This is a genomic window from Parabacteroides massiliensis, assembly GCF_900155425.1.
Lineage (GTDB): Bacteria > Bacteroidota > Bacteroidia > Bacteroidales > Tannerellaceae > Parabacteroides > Parabacteroides massiliensis.
The window spans coordinates 344,431-364,064 of record NZ_LT700190.1 but is presented as its reverse complement, the minus strand read 5'-3'; the positions used below and the strand labels follow the sequence as shown (position 1 = coordinate 364,064).

General features: G+C 38.6%; 18 protein-coding genes. 16 read left to right on the top strand and 2 right to left on the bottom strand.

Features of this window, described 5'->3' with window-relative positions:
- The first annotated feature begins 137 nt into the window (after positions 1-137).
- From BQ9893_RS08740 to BQ9893_RS08720, 5 genes are all read left to right on the top strand, one after another.
- Complete coding sequence (locus tag BQ9893_RS08740; protein WP_139322586.1) at positions 138-473, top strand: hypothetical protein; 336 nt, start codon at positions 138-140, stop codon at positions 471-473.
- A gap of 4 nt (positions 474-477) precedes the next feature.
- Positions 478-1,053, top strand: coding sequence for a hypothetical protein (locus BQ9893_RS08735; RefSeq protein ID WP_075965683.1), 576 nt, complete (start codon positions 478-480; stop codon positions 1,051-1,053).
- A gap of 39 nt (positions 1,054-1,092) precedes the next feature.
- Positions 1,093-1,716 carry a hypothetical protein gene (locus BQ9893_RS08730; RefSeq protein ID WP_139322585.1) on the top strand — a complete coding sequence of 208 codons (624 nt, stop codon included), beginning with the start codon at positions 1,093-1,095 and terminating at the stop codon, positions 1,714-1,716.
- A gap of 21 nt (positions 1,717-1,737) precedes the next feature.
- Positions 1,738-2,175 (top strand): hypothetical protein, encoded by a 438-nt coding sequence (locus BQ9893_RS08725; protein WP_075965681.1) that lies wholly within the window; start codon positions 1,738-1,740, stop codon positions 2,173-2,175.
- 108 nt (positions 2,176-2,283) lie between these two features.
- Positions 2,284-2,769: a single-stranded DNA-binding protein gene (locus tag BQ9893_RS08720; protein WP_075965680.1), complete on the top strand. Its 486-nt coding sequence runs from the start codon at positions 2,284-2,286 to the stop codon at positions 2,767-2,769.
- Positions 2,770-2,865: 96 nt separating this feature from the next.
- Here the strand turns inward: BQ9893_RS08720 and BQ9893_RS08715 are convergent, their stop codons facing one another.
- Entirely contained in the window at positions 2,866-4,107 is a 1,242-nt protein-coding gene (locus BQ9893_RS08715) for a RepB family plasmid replication initiator protein (RefSeq protein ID WP_075965679.1), read from the bottom strand.
- A 1,662-nt stretch (positions 4,108-5,769) separates the two neighbouring features.
- Between BQ9893_RS08715 and BQ9893_RS08710 the strand changes: the two genes are divergently transcribed.
- The 5 genes from BQ9893_RS08710 (at position 5,770) to BQ9893_RS08690 (ending at position 9,609) form a co-directional block, all read left to right on the top strand.
- Positions 5,770-6,357 (top strand): hypothetical protein, encoded by a 588-nt coding sequence (locus BQ9893_RS08710; protein WP_075965678.1) that lies wholly within the window; start codon positions 5,770-5,772, stop codon positions 6,355-6,357.
- 3 nt (positions 6,358-6,360) lie between these two features.
- Positions 6,361-6,750 carry a hypothetical protein gene (locus tag BQ9893_RS08705; protein WP_139322584.1) on the top strand — a complete coding sequence of 130 codons (390 nt, stop codon included), beginning with the start codon at positions 6,361-6,363 and terminating at the stop codon, positions 6,748-6,750.
- 107 nt (positions 6,751-6,857) lie between these two features.
- Complete coding sequence (locus BQ9893_RS08700; protein WP_075965676.1) at positions 6,858-7,178, top strand: hypothetical protein; 321 nt, start codon at positions 6,858-6,860, stop codon at positions 7,176-7,178.
- 149 nt (positions 7,179-7,327) lie between these two features.
- Positions 7,328-7,972, top strand: coding sequence for a hypothetical protein (locus tag BQ9893_RS08695; protein WP_075965675.1), 645 nt, complete (start codon positions 7,328-7,330; stop codon positions 7,970-7,972).
- A gap of 218 nt (positions 7,973-8,190) precedes the next feature.
- The gene (locus BQ9893_RS08690) at positions 8,191-9,609 is read left to right on the top strand and encodes an exodeoxyribonuclease VII large subunit (protein ID WP_081415414.1); all 1,419 of its coding nucleotides are present in this window, start codon (positions 8,191-8,193) and stop codon (positions 9,607-9,609) included.
- Here BQ9893_RS08690 and BQ9893_RS08685 read toward each other — a convergent pair.
- Positions 9,606-10,976: a DnaA N-terminal domain-containing protein gene (locus BQ9893_RS08685; RefSeq protein ID WP_075965673.1), complete on the bottom strand. Its 1,371-nt coding sequence runs from the start codon at positions 10,974-10,976 to the stop codon at positions 9,606-9,608. The two genes, BQ9893_RS08690 and BQ9893_RS08685, sit on opposite strands and share 4 nt — an antisense overlap.
- Before the next feature lie 2,561 nt (positions 10,977-13,537).
- On the opposite strand from BQ9893_RS08685, the gene BQ9893_RS08680 reads away from it, so the two are divergent.
- From BQ9893_RS08680 to BQ9893_RS22440, 6 genes are all read left to right on the top strand, one after another.
- Complete coding sequence (locus tag BQ9893_RS08680) at positions 13,538-13,876, top strand: single-stranded DNA-binding protein (RefSeq protein WP_075965672.1); 339 nt, start codon at positions 13,538-13,540, stop codon at positions 13,874-13,876.
- Between the two features lie 271 nt (positions 13,877-14,147).
- A complete protein-coding gene (locus BQ9893_RS08675) occupies positions 14,148-14,372 on the top strand; it encodes a hypothetical protein (protein WP_075965671.1) in 225 nt (74 codons plus the stop codon).
- Positions 14,365-14,556 carry a hypothetical protein gene (locus tag BQ9893_RS22095; RefSeq protein ID WP_075965670.1) on the top strand — a complete coding sequence of 64 codons (192 nt, stop codon included), beginning with the start codon at positions 14,365-14,367 and terminating at the stop codon, positions 14,554-14,556. The genes BQ9893_RS08675 and BQ9893_RS22095 overlap by 8 nt, the downstream gene beginning before the upstream one ends.
- Positions 14,557-14,812: 256 nt before the next feature.
- The gene (locus BQ9893_RS08665; RefSeq protein WP_075965669.1) at positions 14,813-15,544 is read left to right on the top strand and encodes a hypothetical protein; all 732 of its coding nucleotides are present in this window, start codon (positions 14,813-14,815) and stop codon (positions 15,542-15,544) included.
- A 230-nt stretch (positions 15,545-15,774) separates the two neighbouring features.
- Positions 15,775-16,632: a DHHA1 domain-containing protein gene (locus BQ9893_RS08660; protein WP_075965668.1), complete on the top strand. Its 858-nt coding sequence runs from the start codon at positions 15,775-15,777 to the stop codon at positions 16,630-16,632.
- Positions 16,633-16,647: 15 nt separating this feature from the next.
- Positions 16,648-18,024, top strand: coding sequence for an ATP-dependent DNA helicase (locus BQ9893_RS22440; RefSeq protein WP_075965667.1), 1,377 nt, complete (start codon positions 16,648-16,650; stop codon positions 18,022-18,024).
- Positions 18,025-19,634: the final 1,610 nt, after the last annotated feature.

Genomic DNA, 19,634 nt, shown 5'->3' with positions numbered 1-19,634 from the left:
TTCTTTAGGCTCCACAAAAATGGCATTTTGCTTATATGGAAAAGTTGTGGCTTGTTTTGCTTATTCAATTATATATCAGCATATTATGCAACAGAATAATAAATGATTATCTTTGTATAAACCAAAAAGATGAAGACATGAAAAAACTTTCAGTTGAGATATTGAAGAAATTGATCCTAGAGGCAATCAATGCCGGATACCACCATACTGGTGATATTATACAGGTTTGCGAAGCCGAGATCTCTTACCACAATTTCTGCCAAGCCATTGCGGGGCTTAAGCCTGTCATCATAGAGGACAACATCACTTACCGGTTGCGGTTTGGGGTATATCCGGACGAAAACGGTGAAAACAAATGGTTGGCAGGTTATCTGTCTGAGAAGCCGTACAATCAGTACCTGACCATCGGCGAGGGTAAGACCTTGTTTCAAGCAGCGTTCCACCTGAAACGATTGCTCAAAATTAAAGATTAAAGATATGAACAAACAGATAGACCTCAATGACGTCGTTCACGCTATACTCCGTGGAATGATGGATCAACACCCCAGCGAAATCACGATAGGTGACTTCAAACTGAACTGCTTCTACATCGCTTCGGCTGCAGGAAAGAAACATCTTGCCCCTACGTTCCAGCAGGCTACCCTTAAGCTTGCTGAATGGATCGAGATGTATGGTCTCGACCACCTATCCTTTTCCCTTTGGTCTATTGACGAGGAAGGGCAACCAGCCAAATGGACAGATTTGTCATCCAACGAAATATTCTACCTGTCTGTTTACAACTATCTGTTGAAATCACGGACGCCATTCGAAAGCAAAGGAGTGGTGAAGTTCATTGATGACAAAATTATACCTGCCGTAATGATCGATAATTACGAAGAGGTGTACAAGGACGAGATTCTTTTCCGGTTCTTTATGGATGCTCCGGCTATGCTGTGCCAAGACGGGATTATCCGTTCCCGCCGTGAACTTTTAGAACAGTATGAGTTTGAAGAAGATGATGAAATCTATGAGAGACTAATGAGTTCTAGGGCTAGTTATACCGCTGCATTATAACACAACCTTTGACAAATAAACAATCAAATACCTCTAGCTATGATATTACCCAACATGAGTTACCAGGAGATAGCGACACACCTTTCTTCCGACATGGATGAAGCGTTGGCTTTCTCAAAAAAAATAAAGTTTGCCCGGTACCGGAGCGAAGCTATTAAGCTGAAACGATACCCGCTGTTTTTTAAGCCGGTAGGATTTACGTCCTCTCAGCATAACAAGTGGTTTATCTTTCCACATGTGAGAAACCGCGCTGACTTGGTCAGTATCCCTTTTTATGTAGGATGCACATTCACCAAGTACAATCGTCTCTGCCTTTTTATCCAAATGGATCTGGAAGGGGAAAACTCCTCACTCAAATTCATATTCACAAACAGGTTCTTCGAGAGATATGCCGACCGAAAAGGCATAACTGGTTCTTTAACTCAAGAAGAGATTGTCTATTCTTTCATCAAAGAGCTTGGACAACTCGGACTTAGGAATATGGAAAACAAAGATCCGCTTCATGCAATTCTATTCTATGAGACCGGAATGGCATTGGGACATTACGATTCGGTTGACCGGAACCTGGTGGTATTCCATTCTTATGTGTCGGTTCTAAACGGGCCGAATGATCTGAAGAAAATGCACCACGATTGGCTCTTATTCAGATCCGTATTCAACTAATAACTATAAACATTTAATGAAATGACAAATAACCTAATTATATTCAGTTCTTTCATTCATTCAGACTTGAAAGAGAAAATGGATAGATTTCATTCAATCTACAAGGCGATGGATCAGTCAACCAACGGAAACATCATCTCGTTCCTAATGGATGACAACGGGGAGATTATCGGATATAACTTGCACGGAAACAAATTGAACAGTCTCTTTTTCGGTCCCTCCCACCCTTGCGTCTGGCATTTCGAGAACAAGGATGTCGTTTCAGTGGAACACCTGCCTGACGGTCGGGTGATTCGTCGCCTGTTCCGCAGATTACATCCTAGAAAGAAATGCGACAGGTTCCTGACCGCAATTCTGAATGGCACATCCATATCGGAGAAGAGCATCAATTACTATACAGCATCATTGTATGATAGCGTCTCACAATTTGTAGAAGAACAGGAAATGGATGCAAATTGAGATAATTTTTCGAATATTTTCAGCTGTTAGTTTGCTGATTTACAAAAACAAACTTATCTTTACGCAATTATTAACCGACCGGATAACCGGTCACCAAAACCAAATAACATGAAAGAGCAACATCTTTACATCGGTCGCTTGGTCAAAGACGCTGACCAACGTGAAATCGGCGAGAACGTAGTATTTAACTTTACCATTGCAGTCGATTGTGGCTATACCGACAAGCAAGGACAATGGGTAGACCAAGCCAAATTTATTGAATGTGCTTTCTGGAGAAGCAAAAAATCCACTTCCGGTATCCGCTACAGTTCAGAAAGACTGGTAAAAGGCAATCTGGTGCAAATAACATCCCACAGCATGTCAGCACGTGCCTATCAGGAACGCGAGAATGACCAACTTAAATATGACAACAATGGTGATCCCGTATTGCGCACTGTCCAGACAGCAAAAGTGTCTGAAATTGAGTTTCTAATCGTAGACAAGAGTCGTCTCAGCCAGCAGAATACACAACAGCCTGCACACTCCAATCAGTCACCAGTCGTTGTGGCACAGTCCGAGACAGCAGACAATATCAAGGATGACTTGCCATTCTAAAAATCAGGATTACTGAAAAAGTTGTTTTGTTGTTCATAAAGAGAAAGAGGAAAGTTGGTTGTGAAACCAGTTTCCTCTTTATCATTAATCACTCATTCATTTATAGTAAGTCCCCTTACTTTCATCGTACTTATAGCCCATCCTTTTGGCAAACTTGCCTACAGTATTGATTTCACCAGGTACATTACTACCATAAGCATTTACATAGGCAATCCATTTTTGTTTCATCTGGTCGAAATTCAGTTCCTCTCTCTCAGCCGGTGGCATATCCCGCAAAATGTCTTCCGGTTTGATGTCAAATGCCATCTTATCAAAGAGATTCGCCATGTACTCAGCTTCTTCTTTGACTTTGGCATGATTTCTTTTGACACAATCAATTTCAGCATGCTTTTTAGTCTTATTGGCAGGAGATGGAATGCTGATAATGTTGATTTCACTGGGTTGTTCCACGTAATTTTCCTTCATTTTGACATCAAATGCCAGACCGACATATTTTCGGCACTTACGTTTGGCCCATACAGCTACAGTGATATCGGTAAGCTCATTGATGTAGTTGATGGATTTAGAGCTGACCTGGTTATTGTTAATGATCTCCATTTCAACATAGGTAACATCTATTTTCACAAATGTTCTCCCTTTTGGTTTTTTCCGAATTCCCAAGACTTTGTTAAAGAATCGGGTTACCGCATTTGGATATTGCGTTTCGTCATAGGTTTTGTCGGTGGCTTTGACTAACTGGGCCTTCAGTTCGTCCACGCTGACTTCCATCATTGTTTTCAGGTTTGCAGCTGACTTTAACCATGGATAGAGCCATGCCTGTACCTCATTATTCAACAAGTTGGCTATGGTGGGAGTAACCTTATTGTACCGTTGGAGAGAAGTGATAAAAGGCTTGGCTGATTCAGTCAGCTTATACATGATGTAGTCAGTCTCGGCATTGTATCCAAAGTACTCAAACCAATAGATATTCATAAAACTGACACCTTTGGGGCCTTGCTTCACAATCTTAAAGTAAGGCATGCAGGTCTTTATTTCTTCTTCCAGCTCCTTTATCAGATTATAGTTTATCTTTGTGGTCGTCAGTCCCAGATACTTGATAAGGTCTTTGCGTTTTATAGCATAGTCACTGTATTTAAATAGTTCCGGATTGCTTTCTTGTAGAGTAACATTTTGGCTGATTGTAATCAGCAAGCGGAAGTACCGGATGTTCCTGATCTCAAATTTGACATTTTTGAAATCATAAAGGGCATCTGGAATCCTTGCTGGCTTTTTGCCGTCGTATCTCTCTATGCAGAATGTTTCCTTAGGCAAATCAGTTTTGGTTTCTTTATTTGACATAAGTTTTTTTATAATGAATGAGTTACGATTACTAAATTACTCCAATAATTTTAAATCAACAAAAAAGCAGTCAAAAAACGGGGATAATTTTGCACGTTTTAACAAAGCTGTCCTCACAGGACGTGAAATTCCACCGTTTTTCCACTACAGGTGAGATTTCCACCTGTGACCACTTTTTCATTTATAGTAACCACTAATAGGGCGAATAAGCTGTATTTTACCACATAATCGGGAACATTTCACGTTGATCCGGATATTTTCGGGCAATTATAACCATTCATGAGGTAATTGTGCTAGTCCGGGAACGCGATAATATGCCGCTGGCATCAGATGATAACCTATCGTAATATAAGCAGCTGTGGGGTAAATTAACCGATACCATCCCCCCCACCCCATAAATAGGTACATTTCGTGAAGATTGCGATAGTATACACTTAATATACACAGTTGTAGGGATATAGACATAATTTGAATATACTGATAATCTGACAATTATAAAATATGGGAGAATGTATTGTAACAACTTGAAGATGATATAATTTACCCCACAACTGAGTACATTACGAATCTCACAAAATGGCATTCAATCAAATATAACCTATCATAGGGCATAATATTCCCCACTAGAAATGTTCATCAGTCATGAGGAAAACCTCAAAAATTGTGGATATTTCCCCATTTATGCAAATATCTCTGGCTTTTCAGACTGTTTTTGTCCCAAAAATAATCACCTATGGGGATTTCCGAGTGATTGGTAGCATTAAAGAATGAAATATGATGATACTTTGAGGGGTTTATAATGTAACCACCTATGGGGTAAAATGGGTAATTTCCGTTATACAGCCCACAGCTGGTGACATTTCAGCGCTCATTTTCTCTGTTTTTTCCATATATAACCACTGATAAGGATAAAAGACTAAGAATCATAACAAACGGAAACTTTGATATTTAAGTCAATATATTGGAAAGATTTACAATCATATTGTACTCAATCATGGGGATTAGGAATGTGAAAAGGATTTTTACAAATTACCATGGATGACGCCATTCTAAGGATACTGATAACAACAGGCAAATATCACCGATTGTGGGGAAAAATATGCAATTTGGGGTTATTTTTCCCCATTACCGGTTACATTACATCCATATTGCCGATGCCGTTAAGTGTTAAGCGGAAGTAAATGCAATTTTGCATAATACTATATTTCAGAAATTTACAAAATACAATGGTTCCAATTTACCCCACAGCTGATGATATTACAGGCCGAAAACCGATGATATTAAAAGGTTCGTAATATATTATTACAAATCGTAACCCCACAATTGGGTACATTACGACCCCACAGTTGAGTACTTTTTATCCCCATAGGTGGTTATATCTTAAGCAAATTTACCCCATAGGTGATGACATAATATCCCCACAGGTGGTGATATTATATATATTGTACATATTGATTATTAGACACTTACAACACCCTATACATATAGACATTTTTATAGACACTAATAAGACAATAATAGACATACCGGTAGGAGAGAGTTCATTTTAAAATTTTCAAGAGCCTTCGGCACAAAATGTTATTTTAGTGTAAATTAGATTGATTTACACTTGCGAATCATAATGAAAATTGATATCTTTGCAAGAAACTAATAATCAATCTTATGAACCAAAACGAAATAGATTTACTGTTTGGCAGAATTTGTTCTGCTTCTGAAAAACTTCATTATCTTAGAAACAAACTGTATCAATTCATAAAAGTAACCGATGATGGGGAGTTAACCCAATTGACGGTTCCTTTGACTGTCGTTCCACAGCACAGCCAGGTGGACATTTCAAATGTTCGCATAATTGTTACGCACGCATACAAAAGCCAAGCCGAATTGCTGAATCTGGTACATGACGATTTTCAAGTTAATGCAAACCTGGTTCCTCTGGAATGTCTCGTTTCCATTTCGGATGATCTTAAACTTGAATTGCAGAAAATCAAAGAGAACATCTACGACGTTGCCAAATCCCTTCTCGAGAAACAAAAGGAGACAGTATATTTTGATTTGACGAATGATTCCTCAGAGTGTCTTCGTACCAACGGCACTTACTTTAAAGTTTTTAATCTTACCTTGATCAATGACACACTCATATTGGGAGGTGCCGTTGAAAATGATACGCCAGAAGTCTGTCCTGCCGATGATGTCTTCATTGAGGATTTCTGTGGTCTGTTGATGGCTCATTGTTCAGATCTCAAACCGTAAATTATGAAATTCATAAATAATCTTCGTAATCTGCTGTCACTTGACCGCATGCAGCAACAGCGTCAGCTTCGTCTTTGCGAAAGAATGATCGACGAAGCTGAAAATTGTTCTTCGTTCAAAGAACTGCTTGCTTGCCATCAGCATATATTCAGCGAAGGGATTCATATACCCAATCTGGATTACCAGCCTACAGGCATGTTCCGTGCAGCTGCCGCCCAGCTGACTCTTGAGAAAGTCTATCTAGGAAACATTTGCGGATTATTCATAAAGAATGCAAGATACTGGGAGTCTTCCAAGGATTATATTGCCCGGGATATCTGTCTGAGGCAATGGCAAAATGCACTCATAGCCAATCTAACCGATTATTCCCGATCACTCACTCAAAAGAGATAACGCTTTAATGGAATAGTTCCTTCTCGTCTTATTTTTTTAATATATATCTATTTATCAACTTGTTACATATCGTTTTCGTATCTTTGTATTAGAAAATAATCAGAGATATGGAAGCGATATTAGTGAACAACAAGACCGGACAAAGACGGGTCGAAGATCTGTCCTTGGAAGAGTATTATTACTTTGGTTCCAAAGAGGAACATCTCACTCCCGGACACCCTGAAATTTTCCGGAAGGAGATTGAAGATGTACTGAAACACCTGATATGGGGCGTTATTCATTCCTTCCCGTCAGACTACCCGAAAACAGATTTGAATATTTCCAATGAAACCGTAAAACAAGATGCCGCAAAAATAGCATTGGAAAGATTGAGAGACAAAATTGATAAAATACTAAAAGACAAGAAATATGAAGGTTTATTTATTTAACCAAGACTTTACGAAAAGTAAAGTCGCAAAATTCACAAAAAAACAATGCGAGAGAAACTGCATAGACAGTAAGCCTGTGCAGTGGCTGGAGAATTATATCAACACCGATGCTATCGGTTTGGATTTATACATCAGAATTATCTAATACTATGAATACAATATTATTAAATGCTGAAGATATTAAAATTGGATTCCGCTGTTTAGCGGAACTCCTTTTGGAAGGAATGAAAGAACTCGATGAAAACCAATGGTTTGAACTGGGAGTGAATTATGGCGATGAAATAGGTACGAAGACACTTTTGAGCAGCAACGAAAAGGAAGACTTAATTAGACTGGTTTTAACAGACCAATGCAGTCAGGAAGAAATTTTGAAGGTCGGATTTGACCATGTTTTCCTGGAATTGTGGGGAGAGAATTCAAAGGGGAATCCAGAACCTATTTATTCATCCCAACCGAATGCCTTCACCCTGTTCGGCAAATTGTGTGAAGCTATTCCGGAAGGACATTACATCTCCGAAGGCTCACTCAAACAGGAAAAAGGGAACTATATCATTGAAAAGGAATATCAGGGTGAAGGATTCCATTTCAAAAATGAAATAGGCTATGTATTCTTTACAGATTTTCCTGCCTATGCCGGAGAATATGCCGAACCTGACGAATACGAGACTAGAAAAGATTTTGAGAGGCGTGAGAACCTTCCAAGCTTAGGGGATGATACTGCCATTCGTATATTCCAAGAGGTTGAATGGACTTGTTCCGACACGTTATATAACGAGCTGCAATATTCAGAATAAAAAGATTCGGGTACTATTTGCATGAATGGTACCCGTTATCCCCCACCCTGACCGGGAACGCACCCACGTTCCCTATGTTTATGTCTGTAACTTTCCAAATGGCTATCAGCTTAGATGAAGAAGTGGAACTCTCCCCCTACCCTACACAGAATCATTCCGGCATTTCTTTAAGCCCCGAATCTTTTGTACTTTTGTAGTAGAAAAACAAACCAAGGAATATGAACCTAATGAATCAGACACCCATATTTACCCCAGCATCATTGTTGACTTGCTATAATTCAGCATTGAAGGTTGCAGTGGAAGCTTATCCTATTACCGTTCAAGGGATATACCGTCCGGATCGGATGAACAAACTGTATGGCGGTGTATTCTATGACCGCCTGATTCAAGAATCCGGCAAGGAGGAACTGGTCATCAAGGTTCGTCCCGCCCAACGGGAGCAACTGTCAGGTAAGGCTGAAAAGCTGATTACCATTTACGGATTTGTAAACCGTAAGGTAAGACCGGACAGCGTAATCGGCGTTTCCTTGGATCTTGAATCTGTCCTCAATGTGGAAGAAAGCAAGGTATCTGAGGACGAGAAGCAATTCTGGAACTTACAGAGAGAAAAAGCACAATCCGGCAAGAAGGATGTGTCCTTGTTGTTCAAGAACCGCCTTTTCAGCAACGAGAAACCACGTGTTGCTCTTTTGTGGGCCACATCCTCATGTACACGGACAGAGTTCAACAACGCGGCTGGAAATGCCGCACAGAGCATCGAATTTGTACAGCTGGACACTACTTTCGCAAATATTGCCCAAACTGTCCGGACACTCAAAGAGGTGGACGGGAAATATGATGCCGTGGCTTTGGTGCGTGGCGGTGGTTCCGGTCTCGAAGTATTTAATAACAATGATCTTCTTGGCACAATAGTCCGGATGAAGTCGGCTGTAATCTCGGCAGTAGGTCATGCCGAGGAAAAACATAACCTCAAATTGCTTGCGGATCTGGTCATCGACACTCCGACAGGTTTGGGTAAGTTTTTCTCTGACATCACGGAATCCGTCACTTCCGAAAAGGCAAAATCCAAGGCTGCTTTGGTCGCAGAAGTACGCAAACAGTTTGCCGAACAAATTGAGACACAGAATAAGACCAATGCAAAACTACAGGAGCAATTGAAAGCAGCCACAGAAGCACAAAAGAAAGCGGACGAACAACATGCCATTCAGGTGAAAGGCCTCCAAAATCAACTGGAGCAAATATCCAAATCGAATCAAGTAAAGGATAAGACAAATCAGGAACAAGTCAAGAACCTTACAGATCAGATTGCAAAGCTGAACTCAACACATAAGGAGCAGACCGAAGCTGCCAACAAACAGATTCAGGAACTTCAAAAGCAGTTGGGCGAGGCCAATGAAAAATCTGCCATACAAATGGGAAAACTATCCCAAGGTTTTCAGGCACAACAGAAATCATTTACCGAACAAGTTGCGTCGTTGCAAAGGGACGCAGAACTTCGTCTTAAAGAAATCTCAACCAAAAACATTGAGATTGAGAATCTGAGAGCGAATCAAAGCAAAGGTGTGTCAACCACTATGCTGGCAGTCGCTTGTGCCGCTTCCACAGTCATAGGATTTATTCTTTCCTTTCTGTTTTAATTGGGCATACGGTATTTGAGAGATACTATTTTCTTTTTAAATCCGGTTTGAAGGGATTCCCTAAGTTGGGCAAGGTATTTTGATTCAATCATATCATAGACAAACTTTGAAGGCACTTCGAGAGTGAGATCGTAACCGCCTTCTACTTTGTCTATCTTGACAAAGCGCACAGGAGTAAACCAAGTTATATATGCTTCCTCTCCTACATTCTTCTTCATTGCCTTTCTGAATGCTTCAATTTCCTTAGCGAATATACGTTCATCGCCAAACTCTTCTTCTTTAGGTGTGTCAGGAACGATTTCTGCTTCTGGAGTATTTTTCAACAGAAATCTTTGACAAGAAGTGAAAGCATAGGCGCCAACATCAGTAATAGTACTATTTTCTGATTCAATTTTTGCTCCTAATTCGATAAGAAAGTCCGAAAAAAGATGTATGTTATCCTGATTAATCATTCTCAGCAATTGTTCTCTTTGTCTTTTGACCTTTATTTTGAAATCCACACGCAGACTTTCATCTGTCCGGATTTTTAAACTGGTATAGGTCAGATTCTTCATGTTTTCCTTCTCTTGCTTGGAAACAAAGATCTTAAAGTGCAAATAATCAGGGGTTCCGTTTTTTTGACCCTTCTTATAGACAGGAGAGGCTTCAAAATAACACTCACTTAAACCAGCTTCGAATTTTTCTATCAATTCTTTTTCTGCAGTTTTTATTACACTATTATAAAATGCGTTCCAACGAAGATACTTATTTTCTAGACGCAACATAGAACGTAATTTTTCTACCTGAATTTTGGTTTCTCCCTGCGATTTCCATGAAGTCACAAAAAAATATAAGCGCTGTGTATATTTGTTTTTTGTCTTAGTGATAACCTGCTTCAGATACTTCTGATATCCATACACCTTTGCATCTATCAGGGATAGTGCAACATCCTTTTTAATCTTGACTATAACCGTGCGCACATATTTTTCGTCCGGCATATATACTTCACACAATCCTGCATACCGGATATAATTACGACCTTCTTCATCTTTGACTGGCATTTCGAAAGGTGTTGTTGCAAGTTTGATAAGAGACTGCTTGATTTCAGGATATCTTCTAGGGTCTATACCCAAAGACTTCAATGGTATCTTCATTGTCAATTCATTATCATTATTTCCATCTGAGAATAATGGTAACTGTTCTACATTGTTAGTGATGGACTTTTTAATGGATTCCTGCATACATTCTATCATCGCCACCAAAAATTTGGTCTGAGTGGGGTCATAATCAAATTTGGAGACCGTCACTGTGATAGGTTGTACCAGCCATGTCATCTCGTTGACCGGTAAAACTGATTTGATTAGTTTTTCTTTGTTGCCTTTTGTCATTGTCAAGATATTTTGTGCCAAAAATACTCTTTTAAGAGAATAAAAAGTATTAAGATGTGTATATTTTTTTCATGTTAATGTTTTTTAAGGACAAAATAAGCTCGTTACATCTATTTCGGAACTTTTTGTCGTAATTTATCTTAATTATTTTTCTGTCTCCCATTATTTCAGACAGTTATGATTATAGCTATTCATTAGAAGGATGAAAAGTATCCCAAATGTTCCGAAATACGTGTAATGACAAATATAAATATTGAGATTAACCCCACTGTTAAGTTTTGCAAATTTCGTTTTCAAAAGTTCCGAAATTGGTGTAAGTAAAAAATGATATATGATAATCCGAAAGAAAAAATGAAGCTTGCTTCTCATGGTAATTTTATTAATATAAGAAGAAAAAGAAATATTGATAATATATAGATGCTTGTAAACTGCTGTATTTTAATATGATATAAATCATCCTTACATCTGATTCGGAACTTCAATACTTCTAAATCGGAACTTTACTCCCAATAGTCTGCATCCAAATCGGAACTTTTATTACATCTAAAACGGAAGTTTTGAAAAACTGAAAGTTCCGAAATAGATGTAACGGCATATTTATGATCTGTATATTAGGATGTTAAGCTTTATATGGATCTGTGGGAATCAGAGTTTCATAAGTAATCTAGTCAAAAGTTCCGAAATACGTGCAATGCTTTATGTAATATTCAGTATATCTGCACTTTTGTTAGCTCGATAGTCAAGTCAGCTATAATATAAACCTGATAAAAAAGTTCCGAAATACGTGTAACGACAGGCTGGCTACATCTATTTCGGAACTTTTGTAAACGGACTACCTGGAACATCTATGAGGAGTAGATAGTACATTGAAAAGTTCCGAAATAGATGCAATGGATTTGCAAAATATTGTATATCAGCGTAATATGAAACCTACGAAGTATTGATCGTGTGGAATATATTGGATAAAAAAGTTCCGAAATACGTGTAAGCAACCCGTTGTTGCATCGATTTCGGAACTTTTGCCTGCATGTTGTATAGACTGTAAATATACTGAGAAAAGTTCCGAAATAGATGTAACGGCATTGCGAATGGTACTATTTTTCAATTTACAGTCAGTTATTATGTATGTATAAAGCACTGTAAATAACCAGTATATATAGAAATGTGATTATTACTGGCAAATTTAAACTGCTTTGATGAACTTGGAATTAATGTTTCCTTTTACGTGTAAACAAGCCGTCGTTGCACGAGTTTCGGAACTTTTAGCTCATACGAACGGAATATCTCAATATAGTGAACCATGTCCTGAAAAGTTCCGGAATAGATGTAATGGTGTTGGTATTATATTGTATATCTGACTTCTACGTGATGGCTGATTCTCGATAAAGGTTCAATGAAAGTTCCGAAACAGGTGCAAACAGGCAACCGTTACACGTATTTCGGAACTTTTTGAGCGGACCAAACACACTATCACAGCAAGATAGGCTGTATTCATTAAAAGTTCCGAAACAGATGCAACGATATATATAACCTTCTATATATCTTAGAAATATGAAACCATGGAATTATTGACTGTGTGAAATATATTGGATAAAAAAGTTCCGATTTACGTGTAAACAGCCCGTTGTTGCATCGATTTCGGAACTTTTGTCTTCGTGTTGTATAGACCGGAGGTAAACTGAAGAAAGTTCCGAAGTAGATGTAAGCCAATTTGAAATTAACTGTGTATCATTTGGTTGTATATGCACAAATTTCACTCTAATAAGTATGACATTCTTGATAATTATGTTACCTTTTACTTGTGAACTGCCAAACATTGCACGTATTTCGGAACTTTTGCCTTAATACAGTTTGAAGTATCACTCTATAATATATACAACCATGAAATGTTCCGAAACAGGTGTAGCCAAATATATATTTTATTGTTTTACTGGCTTCTATAGAATTTCGGTGATACTATATTCTATGATAATCACTTGATAAAAAAGTTCCGAAATACGTGTAAACCGTCAGATATTGCACGTGTTTCGGAACTTTCTAAATTTTGAAGTTCCGAAACACGTGTTGCAAACTACCGATCTTGATGTTAACATCGGAATTAAAAGTTCCGATTTAGATGCATCAAAGTTCCGAATCAGGTGTAATATCCTTAATTCCCCTTTTGACTTTCAGATAGTTATGAAATACTATAATTCAATATTCTCTTTGTTATATATTTAAAACATTGATCTGAGAAGCTTCGCTTCCGGGTTGTTCTACATTTTTTTGAGCGGTATATTGCGGTAGAACGCTCAAAAATGAGCGGAAATGTTCGCGGAGTTCGACAACCGATCACCTTGATTGGTACTCATTATGGCCCTACCTTGAAATACCTTAGGAAGAATTCTGAGTACAAATTGAATGGTGCTTAAATGAAGAAGTAAAGTTCGTTTGCCTTTTGCTGTAATGTTATCTAATATTCTGTGATATAGTCTATTATGACTATATTTGTAATAGAGAAAAGAAAGAGATAATAATCATAATAAGAACCGGAGGCACCGGTATAAAAACTGTCATTAGTTATGTCAACTATTAAAGGTTTCGTGCAGAATGAGAGAATTGAGATTCGTGAAAATAACGGTAGATCAGTTTGTAATTTTGACATTTGCGTTTCTGAGGGTGCGCAGTATAAGGACACCGAGGGTAATTACAAGCCCCGTACTGGCTGGAGGGCTCTTTTTGTGAAGGTTGAGATGTGGGGTCAGAAAGACAAGGTGCAGCCTATGGTCGAGAAATTGAAGAAAGGATCATTAGTTGCCGTAACTGGTGACCTGGGTATGAAGTCTCATGAGTACAATGGTCAGACCTACACAAATGTGTCGATGATGGCTTATAAAGTAGAGCCTCTTGTAAAAGGGTAATGCTTGGTTTGAGACTTTTTACCATCTGGAATTGAATTGATGCCATAATTGAGGATTCGCTGTGAAGTGCGTCCTCTCTTCGTTTTGCGGAGTCTGACACCAGACTCCTGATTTATTTCTCCCGAGAAAGCGGATCTGCTTAATTGGGAAAGTTCCTTTAGATGATGTAAATGGCTGAATATCCGGTTGTTGAAAAGTAAATGAGACCCTTTTTGTATCTTTGTATTAGAGATAATTACCCCGATTACCAAACCATTTAAATTTATCAATTATGAAAAGAAAGAAAATTGGACTATTTGTTTTGTTGTCTGTAATCCTGTTTGGATATGCCGGTACAGTTGACTATACGGAAGCTGTTGTCTACAATATGCCGCAGGTTATCTATGATGGGATTGTGGAAGAACATCCCGATTTCTCTCAAAAACAGATAGCAGACTATTATGTTGAAAACCAAGAAGAGTTGAATCTCTTCTATAAATTTGCTATGAATGAGTAAAGTAAAGTACTTGCCATCCTCTGTTGGGGAACGGTTTAATCTTAGCCGTTTCCCTAACTTTCACAAGTCTGGTTCTGTTTCTGGAATGAAAAAGTTGTATTATGGTAAAGACGCCTTGCTGGTACGGTGTGGAAATTATATCTATAATGTCAGTTCAGAACCTGACATCTATCATTCGATATAGATTTTGCATTTAGTTTTGTATATTGGAGAGGATTCGCTGTGAAGCGCGTCCTTTCTCGCGTTTCACGAAGCCTGATTAACAGGCTTCTTTTTCATAAGAACCGGTTTGCTAAAATGGGAATGTAGAGTTAGGATAACAGATGAGCGCTAATCTTCCCTTTTGTTGTTATTGGATAGTTATATTACTAAATTTGTGATAGTTAAGATATAAAATAATAATGAATGGGTATCCCCTACCCTATTAAAATAAAAGGACGATGAAGGAGAAAATATTCCGATTTAACAATGGATTTATAGGTACTATGAATGAATTCTGCCTGAAATTTGGTACATCTAAAGAAAAGAATTATCGCAATGCTCTTAAGTGGGTTGGACGTCGGTATAATGTGATGACCGCCCTCGAGCAAGAGGCATACGAACGTAAACGTAAATATGCCAGGCCGGATTATCGGGTTTATACTGGGACAAACTGCTTCTACAGTATAACTAAGTCGCTCTTTGAAAAACTGGACCTTCCGGTTTCCAAACCTGAAATCAGACATGATGTATTTGTACTACCTGAAAAAAATCTCCTTTTTTTCAGGTATATTTCTAATGAATGGTCAGGAGACAGGTATTGGGAGGATGCCATGGCGCAATATGCCAAGGATGCTAGCGAACAGACATTTCGTTTGTTGGTAGGTGCCGGATGGATTCACACAGGGAACTTTGATTCAGAAAAGATAATCGAGACGATTATCAGCCATACCGATGTAGATGTGAGGATTCAGGTGAAAGGTGAAAACCGGAGTTTTCAGTTTCAATATTCCAGTGTGCTTAGGGATAGAGGCGTTGATTATTGTCGTCTGTCCTATGCGGATATGACAGAAGCCGGTAAAATTATCCGGATCTTGAATAATCAGCAGCATTATTATAATTTCAACACATTGGTTGATAGAATGACAGATTGTCCAGATACAAAGCGGGCTGATTTGATTTATTTAGATTGATATTTTCCGGCTCATGAGGTTAGGGTGCTGGCAGTGCCCTTTCTTCAGTCGGTATTTTCGAAAGCCGACCAACGACTTTCTGTTTAAGTTCTCCCCTCTCCTACTCCTAGCTATGTATAAGAGCTTTAATGGAAAAATTTGATTGTGTGTCCATTTTAGAGATATCAGCTTCAGATCTGTGTAGGTCCCTGATTTATTTCTATCTTTGTGTACGATAAATGATTAAGACTATGATATACGTTTTTCACCATAATGATATTGACGGTCATGCAAGTGCAGCACTCGTAAGACTGGCTCACACCGGAAAGGAGTTTTCCTTTGTAGAATGTGACTATTCCTTTTCTTTGATTCCTTTCATTCAGGAAATCCAACAGGACGATATGGTATATGTCGTTGATTATTCGTTCAAGGAGAATACCTTGCACGAGTTGAAAGCTCTAATGCATGCTACCGATAATCTCGTGTGGATTGATCATCATGTATGTTCTGTCCAGCTTGTTGAGCAGCACCTGGAGCTGGTGTCAGTGAAAGGAGTATTGGATATGAGATATTCAGCGGCAGCATTGGTTTATACATGGTTCCATAAGGGTGCTGCCCGTATCCCGTACTGGATACAGCTGGTATCTGATTATGACACATGGGCGAAGCAGTTGGTCGATACGGACGCTTTCAATTATGGAATGTTGGCCTCTGACTGGTCTGTAGAATCAGACTTGTGGGAATCGCTTACTGATGACGTTACCATGAACATCGTGCGCAAAGGAGAGTCTGTACTGGAGTATATCAAACAGAGGTCTAAGTCACATCTGAAATCCTATGGATTTGTGACTGAATTCGCTGGTTACAAATGTTTGGCAGTAAACAGCCGATACGAGTCAAGCATGATCTTCGACAGTGTGCGTAACCAATATCCGGTATGTGTCATGTTTGAGTTTACTGGGCGATGCTGGAAATATTCTCTCTATACGAATGGCAGACTGAACGCTTCCCAAATCGCTTCCATCTATGGAGGTGGTGGACATGCCGGTGCAGCCGGATTTACAACAGATACTCTCCTACCCTGTTTTACCAAAGAAATATCAGAATAATAAGAAGAGACTACTATGAATGCTAAGACAATGAGTGATAGAACTATCCAAAAAAAGAAAAGAATGATTGTAACCGGTGAGATGAAGCATTTTCTGGATCTAGTAGAGAATACATCTCAATGTATTTTTCTCACTGGTAAGGCTGGTACCGGCAAATCATCTCTACTGAGAATGCTACTTGCCAGGACATCAAAACAAATCGTGGTGGCCGCCCCTACCGGTGTTGCAGCTGTCAATGTGGGCGGTGTTACCCTGCATTCATTGTTTCAGTTGCCTTTTGGTCCATTCATTCCAAACATCGACCTGTTGGGATACACGCATGACGCTCTGCCTGCCTATAAATTTAGTTCAGAAAAGGCAGAGGTTCTTCAAAATATGGAGGTGCTTGTGATTGATGAAGTCTCTATGCTGAGAGCTGATGTACTGGATGCCATTAATGACGTGCTTTGCCATGTCCGTAATAATCCTCTTCCTTTTGGTGGTGTGCAGGTGGTGTTCATCGGCGATCTTTACCAGTTGCCGCCTGTAGTGAATAAAACGGAGTGGAAATTGCTCTCTTCTGTTTACCAAACTCCTTTTTTCTTCTCTTCAAAGGCTTTGGTGTTGACAGAATTGAGATTAGTCTGTCTGACTCACATTTTCCGTCAGACAGATGACAACTTCATTTCCCTTCTGAATGATGTTCGATGCGGTAAATTGTCAGATTCTTCACGTCGGTTACTGAACGCTTTGTATAAGCCTGGGATTGATGCATCTGAGTTGGAGGATGGTTTTGTAATGCTGACAACGCATAATGCCAAGGCAGACAAAGTGAATCAGGATAAACTGGATGAACTCTCTACACAACAGCAGGTGTTTACTGCCAGTGTCAAGGGAAATTTCAGCGCATCTGCAATGCCGGCTGAGTTCGAGCTGTGTCTGAAGATTGGAGCCAAAGTTATGTTTTTGGCAAATGATAACGAGGCACATCTCTATCATAATGGAAGCACAGGAGTCGTTGTCTCTTTCAAGAAGAATTCAGTATACGTGCGTCTTGATAGCAATGGTATTGAAATTGAAGTACTGCGCCACAAATGGGTCAACAACAAGTACGAGTATAATTCAACCTCAAAGATGATGGAGTCTGTTGAATGCGGATCATTCTCCCAGTTGCCCTTACGATTGGCGTGGGCAGTAACCATTCACAAGTCCCAAGGAATGACTTTTGACAAGCTTGTGGTAGATGCCAAGGCTTCATTTTCTCCGGGGCAGGTGTATGTGGCATTGTCCCGGGCTACAGGGACCAAGAACCTTACTCTTTCGTCCCCTATCCTACCCGAGACCCTTTCAGTTGACCCACAAATCTTAAACTTCTTTAATTCATATAGTTATGATGAACAGACAATGGATTAAATGGTGTAACTTTCGCAATCAAAATCTATTAACTTTTTAAACTATGAAATTATGAACAAGTGGTATTTAATTTTTAAAGCCAAAGACACAAACGGTAAGTTTTCCCGTTTCGGAGTCGAATGCGAGTCCAAAGATAAGGCACTATCCTTAGTAGATGTTGTTCAGTCCAAATATAACGTCATGTATAGCCGGGTATGCTGTCATCCGGTTATGTCCAATCTGAATATGGTTGATTTGAACTCTAAGTGTTTGTTACCGTTAAGATAATATTTATGTTCTCTGAGGAGCTGGTGTGTGAACATAGGCTTCTTTTTAATATGAATGATTATGGATAATGTTTTAGTATGCTTTTTGGTCGTTCTGGGTGCAACCTACCTGCTTCGTTTGGGGTTTACCTTATTCAGGAACATTCTTTCCTTGCTTGCAAAGATTGTTCTGTTTCTCAATCGGTATTTACTTAGGCGTTGATTGAAAAGCTTTTATTATAGATTATTGGTGTTCTATATGTGCAGAATTATAGGTAATTAAAACTCTACATTTCTATTATTGTATTATTCTGTATTACTACAATTCTCAATGGTATTTTTGGATATACTATAGTTCTAGGTTTACAGTTGATTGTAGTATTGAGGTTTTAGGTAATTGAAACACCTGTCGTTTGTTTACTCTGTAGTTTTAAGGAATCGGAGAACTGGGCAATCAAAACCCAGTTAACCTATAATACCCTCCCCTATCTTTCTTTCTGTTGTTACGTTGTTTTATAATTCTGTAATTGTAGATGCCTAGAGTTATAGGTAACTATAATATACATTATTCTGTGGTTATGGGGTAATGTAGTTTTAGGTAACTGAAAGCCTAGATGTGCAAGATGCTATTAGTTATATAATCTGGGAGTATTGTTGTTTTAGTGTCCTGGACGTCTTGGTTTCTGAGGTTCTATATATATGAAGTAATATAGTTGTAGGTATATTGTGTTCTGGGTAACTATAACTCTATAATATTGAAATTGCTTTTATTTTGTGTTGTAGGGTTCTGAAATCCTAAGGTTTTAGATGACTGTTGTTCTGAGGTTGTGGTTTTCTGTTTTTATATTTATAAAGATTTAGGTATTTGTAGTATTAAGAATTTGGTGTATTGTTTGCATAGCCTATTGGGATTATAGCGTTATAATGCCATGATGTTATAGGTAATCAGTGATATAGGTGAATAGTATTCTGTATGTCTGTATGTTTAAGGTTGTAATCATTCAGTGATTTATACTTCTAAAACTCTATTGATATAAGGCAATAGGTTCTAGGTGACTGGAGTACTATGGTTTTATTAACCCAATATTCTGAATGTTTAATATGCGGTTGTTTTGTTTGTCTAGGTTTCTGATATTATAGGATAATGGGTGAAGGGAACAATGGTAATATAGGGAACTGAAACGCTATATCATCAGCAATCTAGTGATATAGATTTTCGAGTGTTTGTTTTGCTGTTTTGGTGGTGTGGCTTTCTATATGATTGGTGATATGGTGTTGTGGTGGCTCAGGTAAACAGGGTTATAGATAATCAAAACTTAATGGTATTGTTTGTTCATAATTTTGGATCGTTGGATTCTTGTCGGG

Excerpts from the sequence above, each read along its gene's own strand:
- BQ9893_RS08740 (WP_139322586.1), top strand. The coding sequence starts at position 138 with ATGAAAAAACTTTCAGTTGAGATATTGAAGAAATTGATCCTAGAGGCA.
- BQ9893_RS08735 (WP_075965683.1), top strand. The coding sequence starts at position 478 with ATGAACAAACAGATAGACCTCAATGACGTCGTTCACGCTATACTCCGT.
- BQ9893_RS08730 (WP_139322585.1), top strand. The coding sequence starts at position 1,093 with ATGATATTACCCAACATGAGTTACCAGGAGATAGCGACACACCTTTCT.
- BQ9893_RS08725 (WP_075965681.1), top strand. The coding sequence starts at position 1,738 with ATGACAAATAACCTAATTATATTCAGTTCTTTCATTCATTCAGACTTG.
- BQ9893_RS08720 (WP_075965680.1), top strand. The coding sequence starts at position 2,284 with ATGAAAGAGCAACATCTTTACATCGGTCGCTTGGTCAAAGACGCTGAC.
- BQ9893_RS08715 (WP_075965679.1), bottom strand. The coding sequence starts at position 4,107 with ATGTCAAATAAAGAAACCAAAACTGATTTGCCTAAGGAAACATTCTGC.
- BQ9893_RS08710 (WP_075965678.1), top strand. The coding sequence starts at position 5,770 with ATGAACCAAAACGAAATAGATTTACTGTTTGGCAGAATTTGTTCTGCT.
- BQ9893_RS08705 (WP_139322584.1), top strand. The coding sequence starts at position 6,361 with ATGAAATTCATAAATAATCTTCGTAATCTGCTGTCACTTGACCGCATG.
- BQ9893_RS08700 (WP_075965676.1), top strand. The coding sequence starts at position 6,858 with ATGGAAGCGATATTAGTGAACAACAAGACCGGACAAAGACGGGTCGAA.
- BQ9893_RS08695 (WP_075965675.1), top strand. The coding sequence starts at position 7,328 with ATGAATACAATATTATTAAATGCTGAAGATATTAAAATTGGATTCCGC.
- BQ9893_RS08690 (WP_081415414.1), top strand. The coding sequence starts at position 8,191 with ATGAACCTAATGAATCAGACACCCATATTTACCCCAGCATCATTGTTG.
- BQ9893_RS08685 (WP_075965673.1), bottom strand. The coding sequence starts at position 10,976 with ATGACAAAAGGCAACAAAGAAAAACTAATCAAATCAGTTTTACCGGTC.
- BQ9893_RS08680 (WP_075965672.1), top strand. The coding sequence starts at position 13,538 with ATGTCAACTATTAAAGGTTTCGTGCAGAATGAGAGAATTGAGATTCGT.
- BQ9893_RS08675 (WP_075965671.1), top strand. The coding sequence starts at position 14,148 with ATGAAAAGAAAGAAAATTGGACTATTTGTTTTGTTGTCTGTAATCCTG.
- BQ9893_RS22095 (WP_075965670.1), top strand. The coding sequence starts at position 14,365 with ATGAGTAAAGTAAAGTACTTGCCATCCTCTGTTGGGGAACGGTTTAAT.
- BQ9893_RS08665 (WP_075965669.1), top strand. The coding sequence starts at position 14,813 with ATGAAGGAGAAAATATTCCGATTTAACAATGGATTTATAGGTACTATG.
- BQ9893_RS08660 (WP_075965668.1), top strand. The coding sequence starts at position 15,775 with ATGATATACGTTTTTCACCATAATGATATTGACGGTCATGCAAGTGCA.
- BQ9893_RS22440 (WP_075965667.1), top strand. The coding sequence starts at position 16,648 with ATGAATGCTAAGACAATGAGTGATAGAACTATCCAAAAAAAGAAAAGA.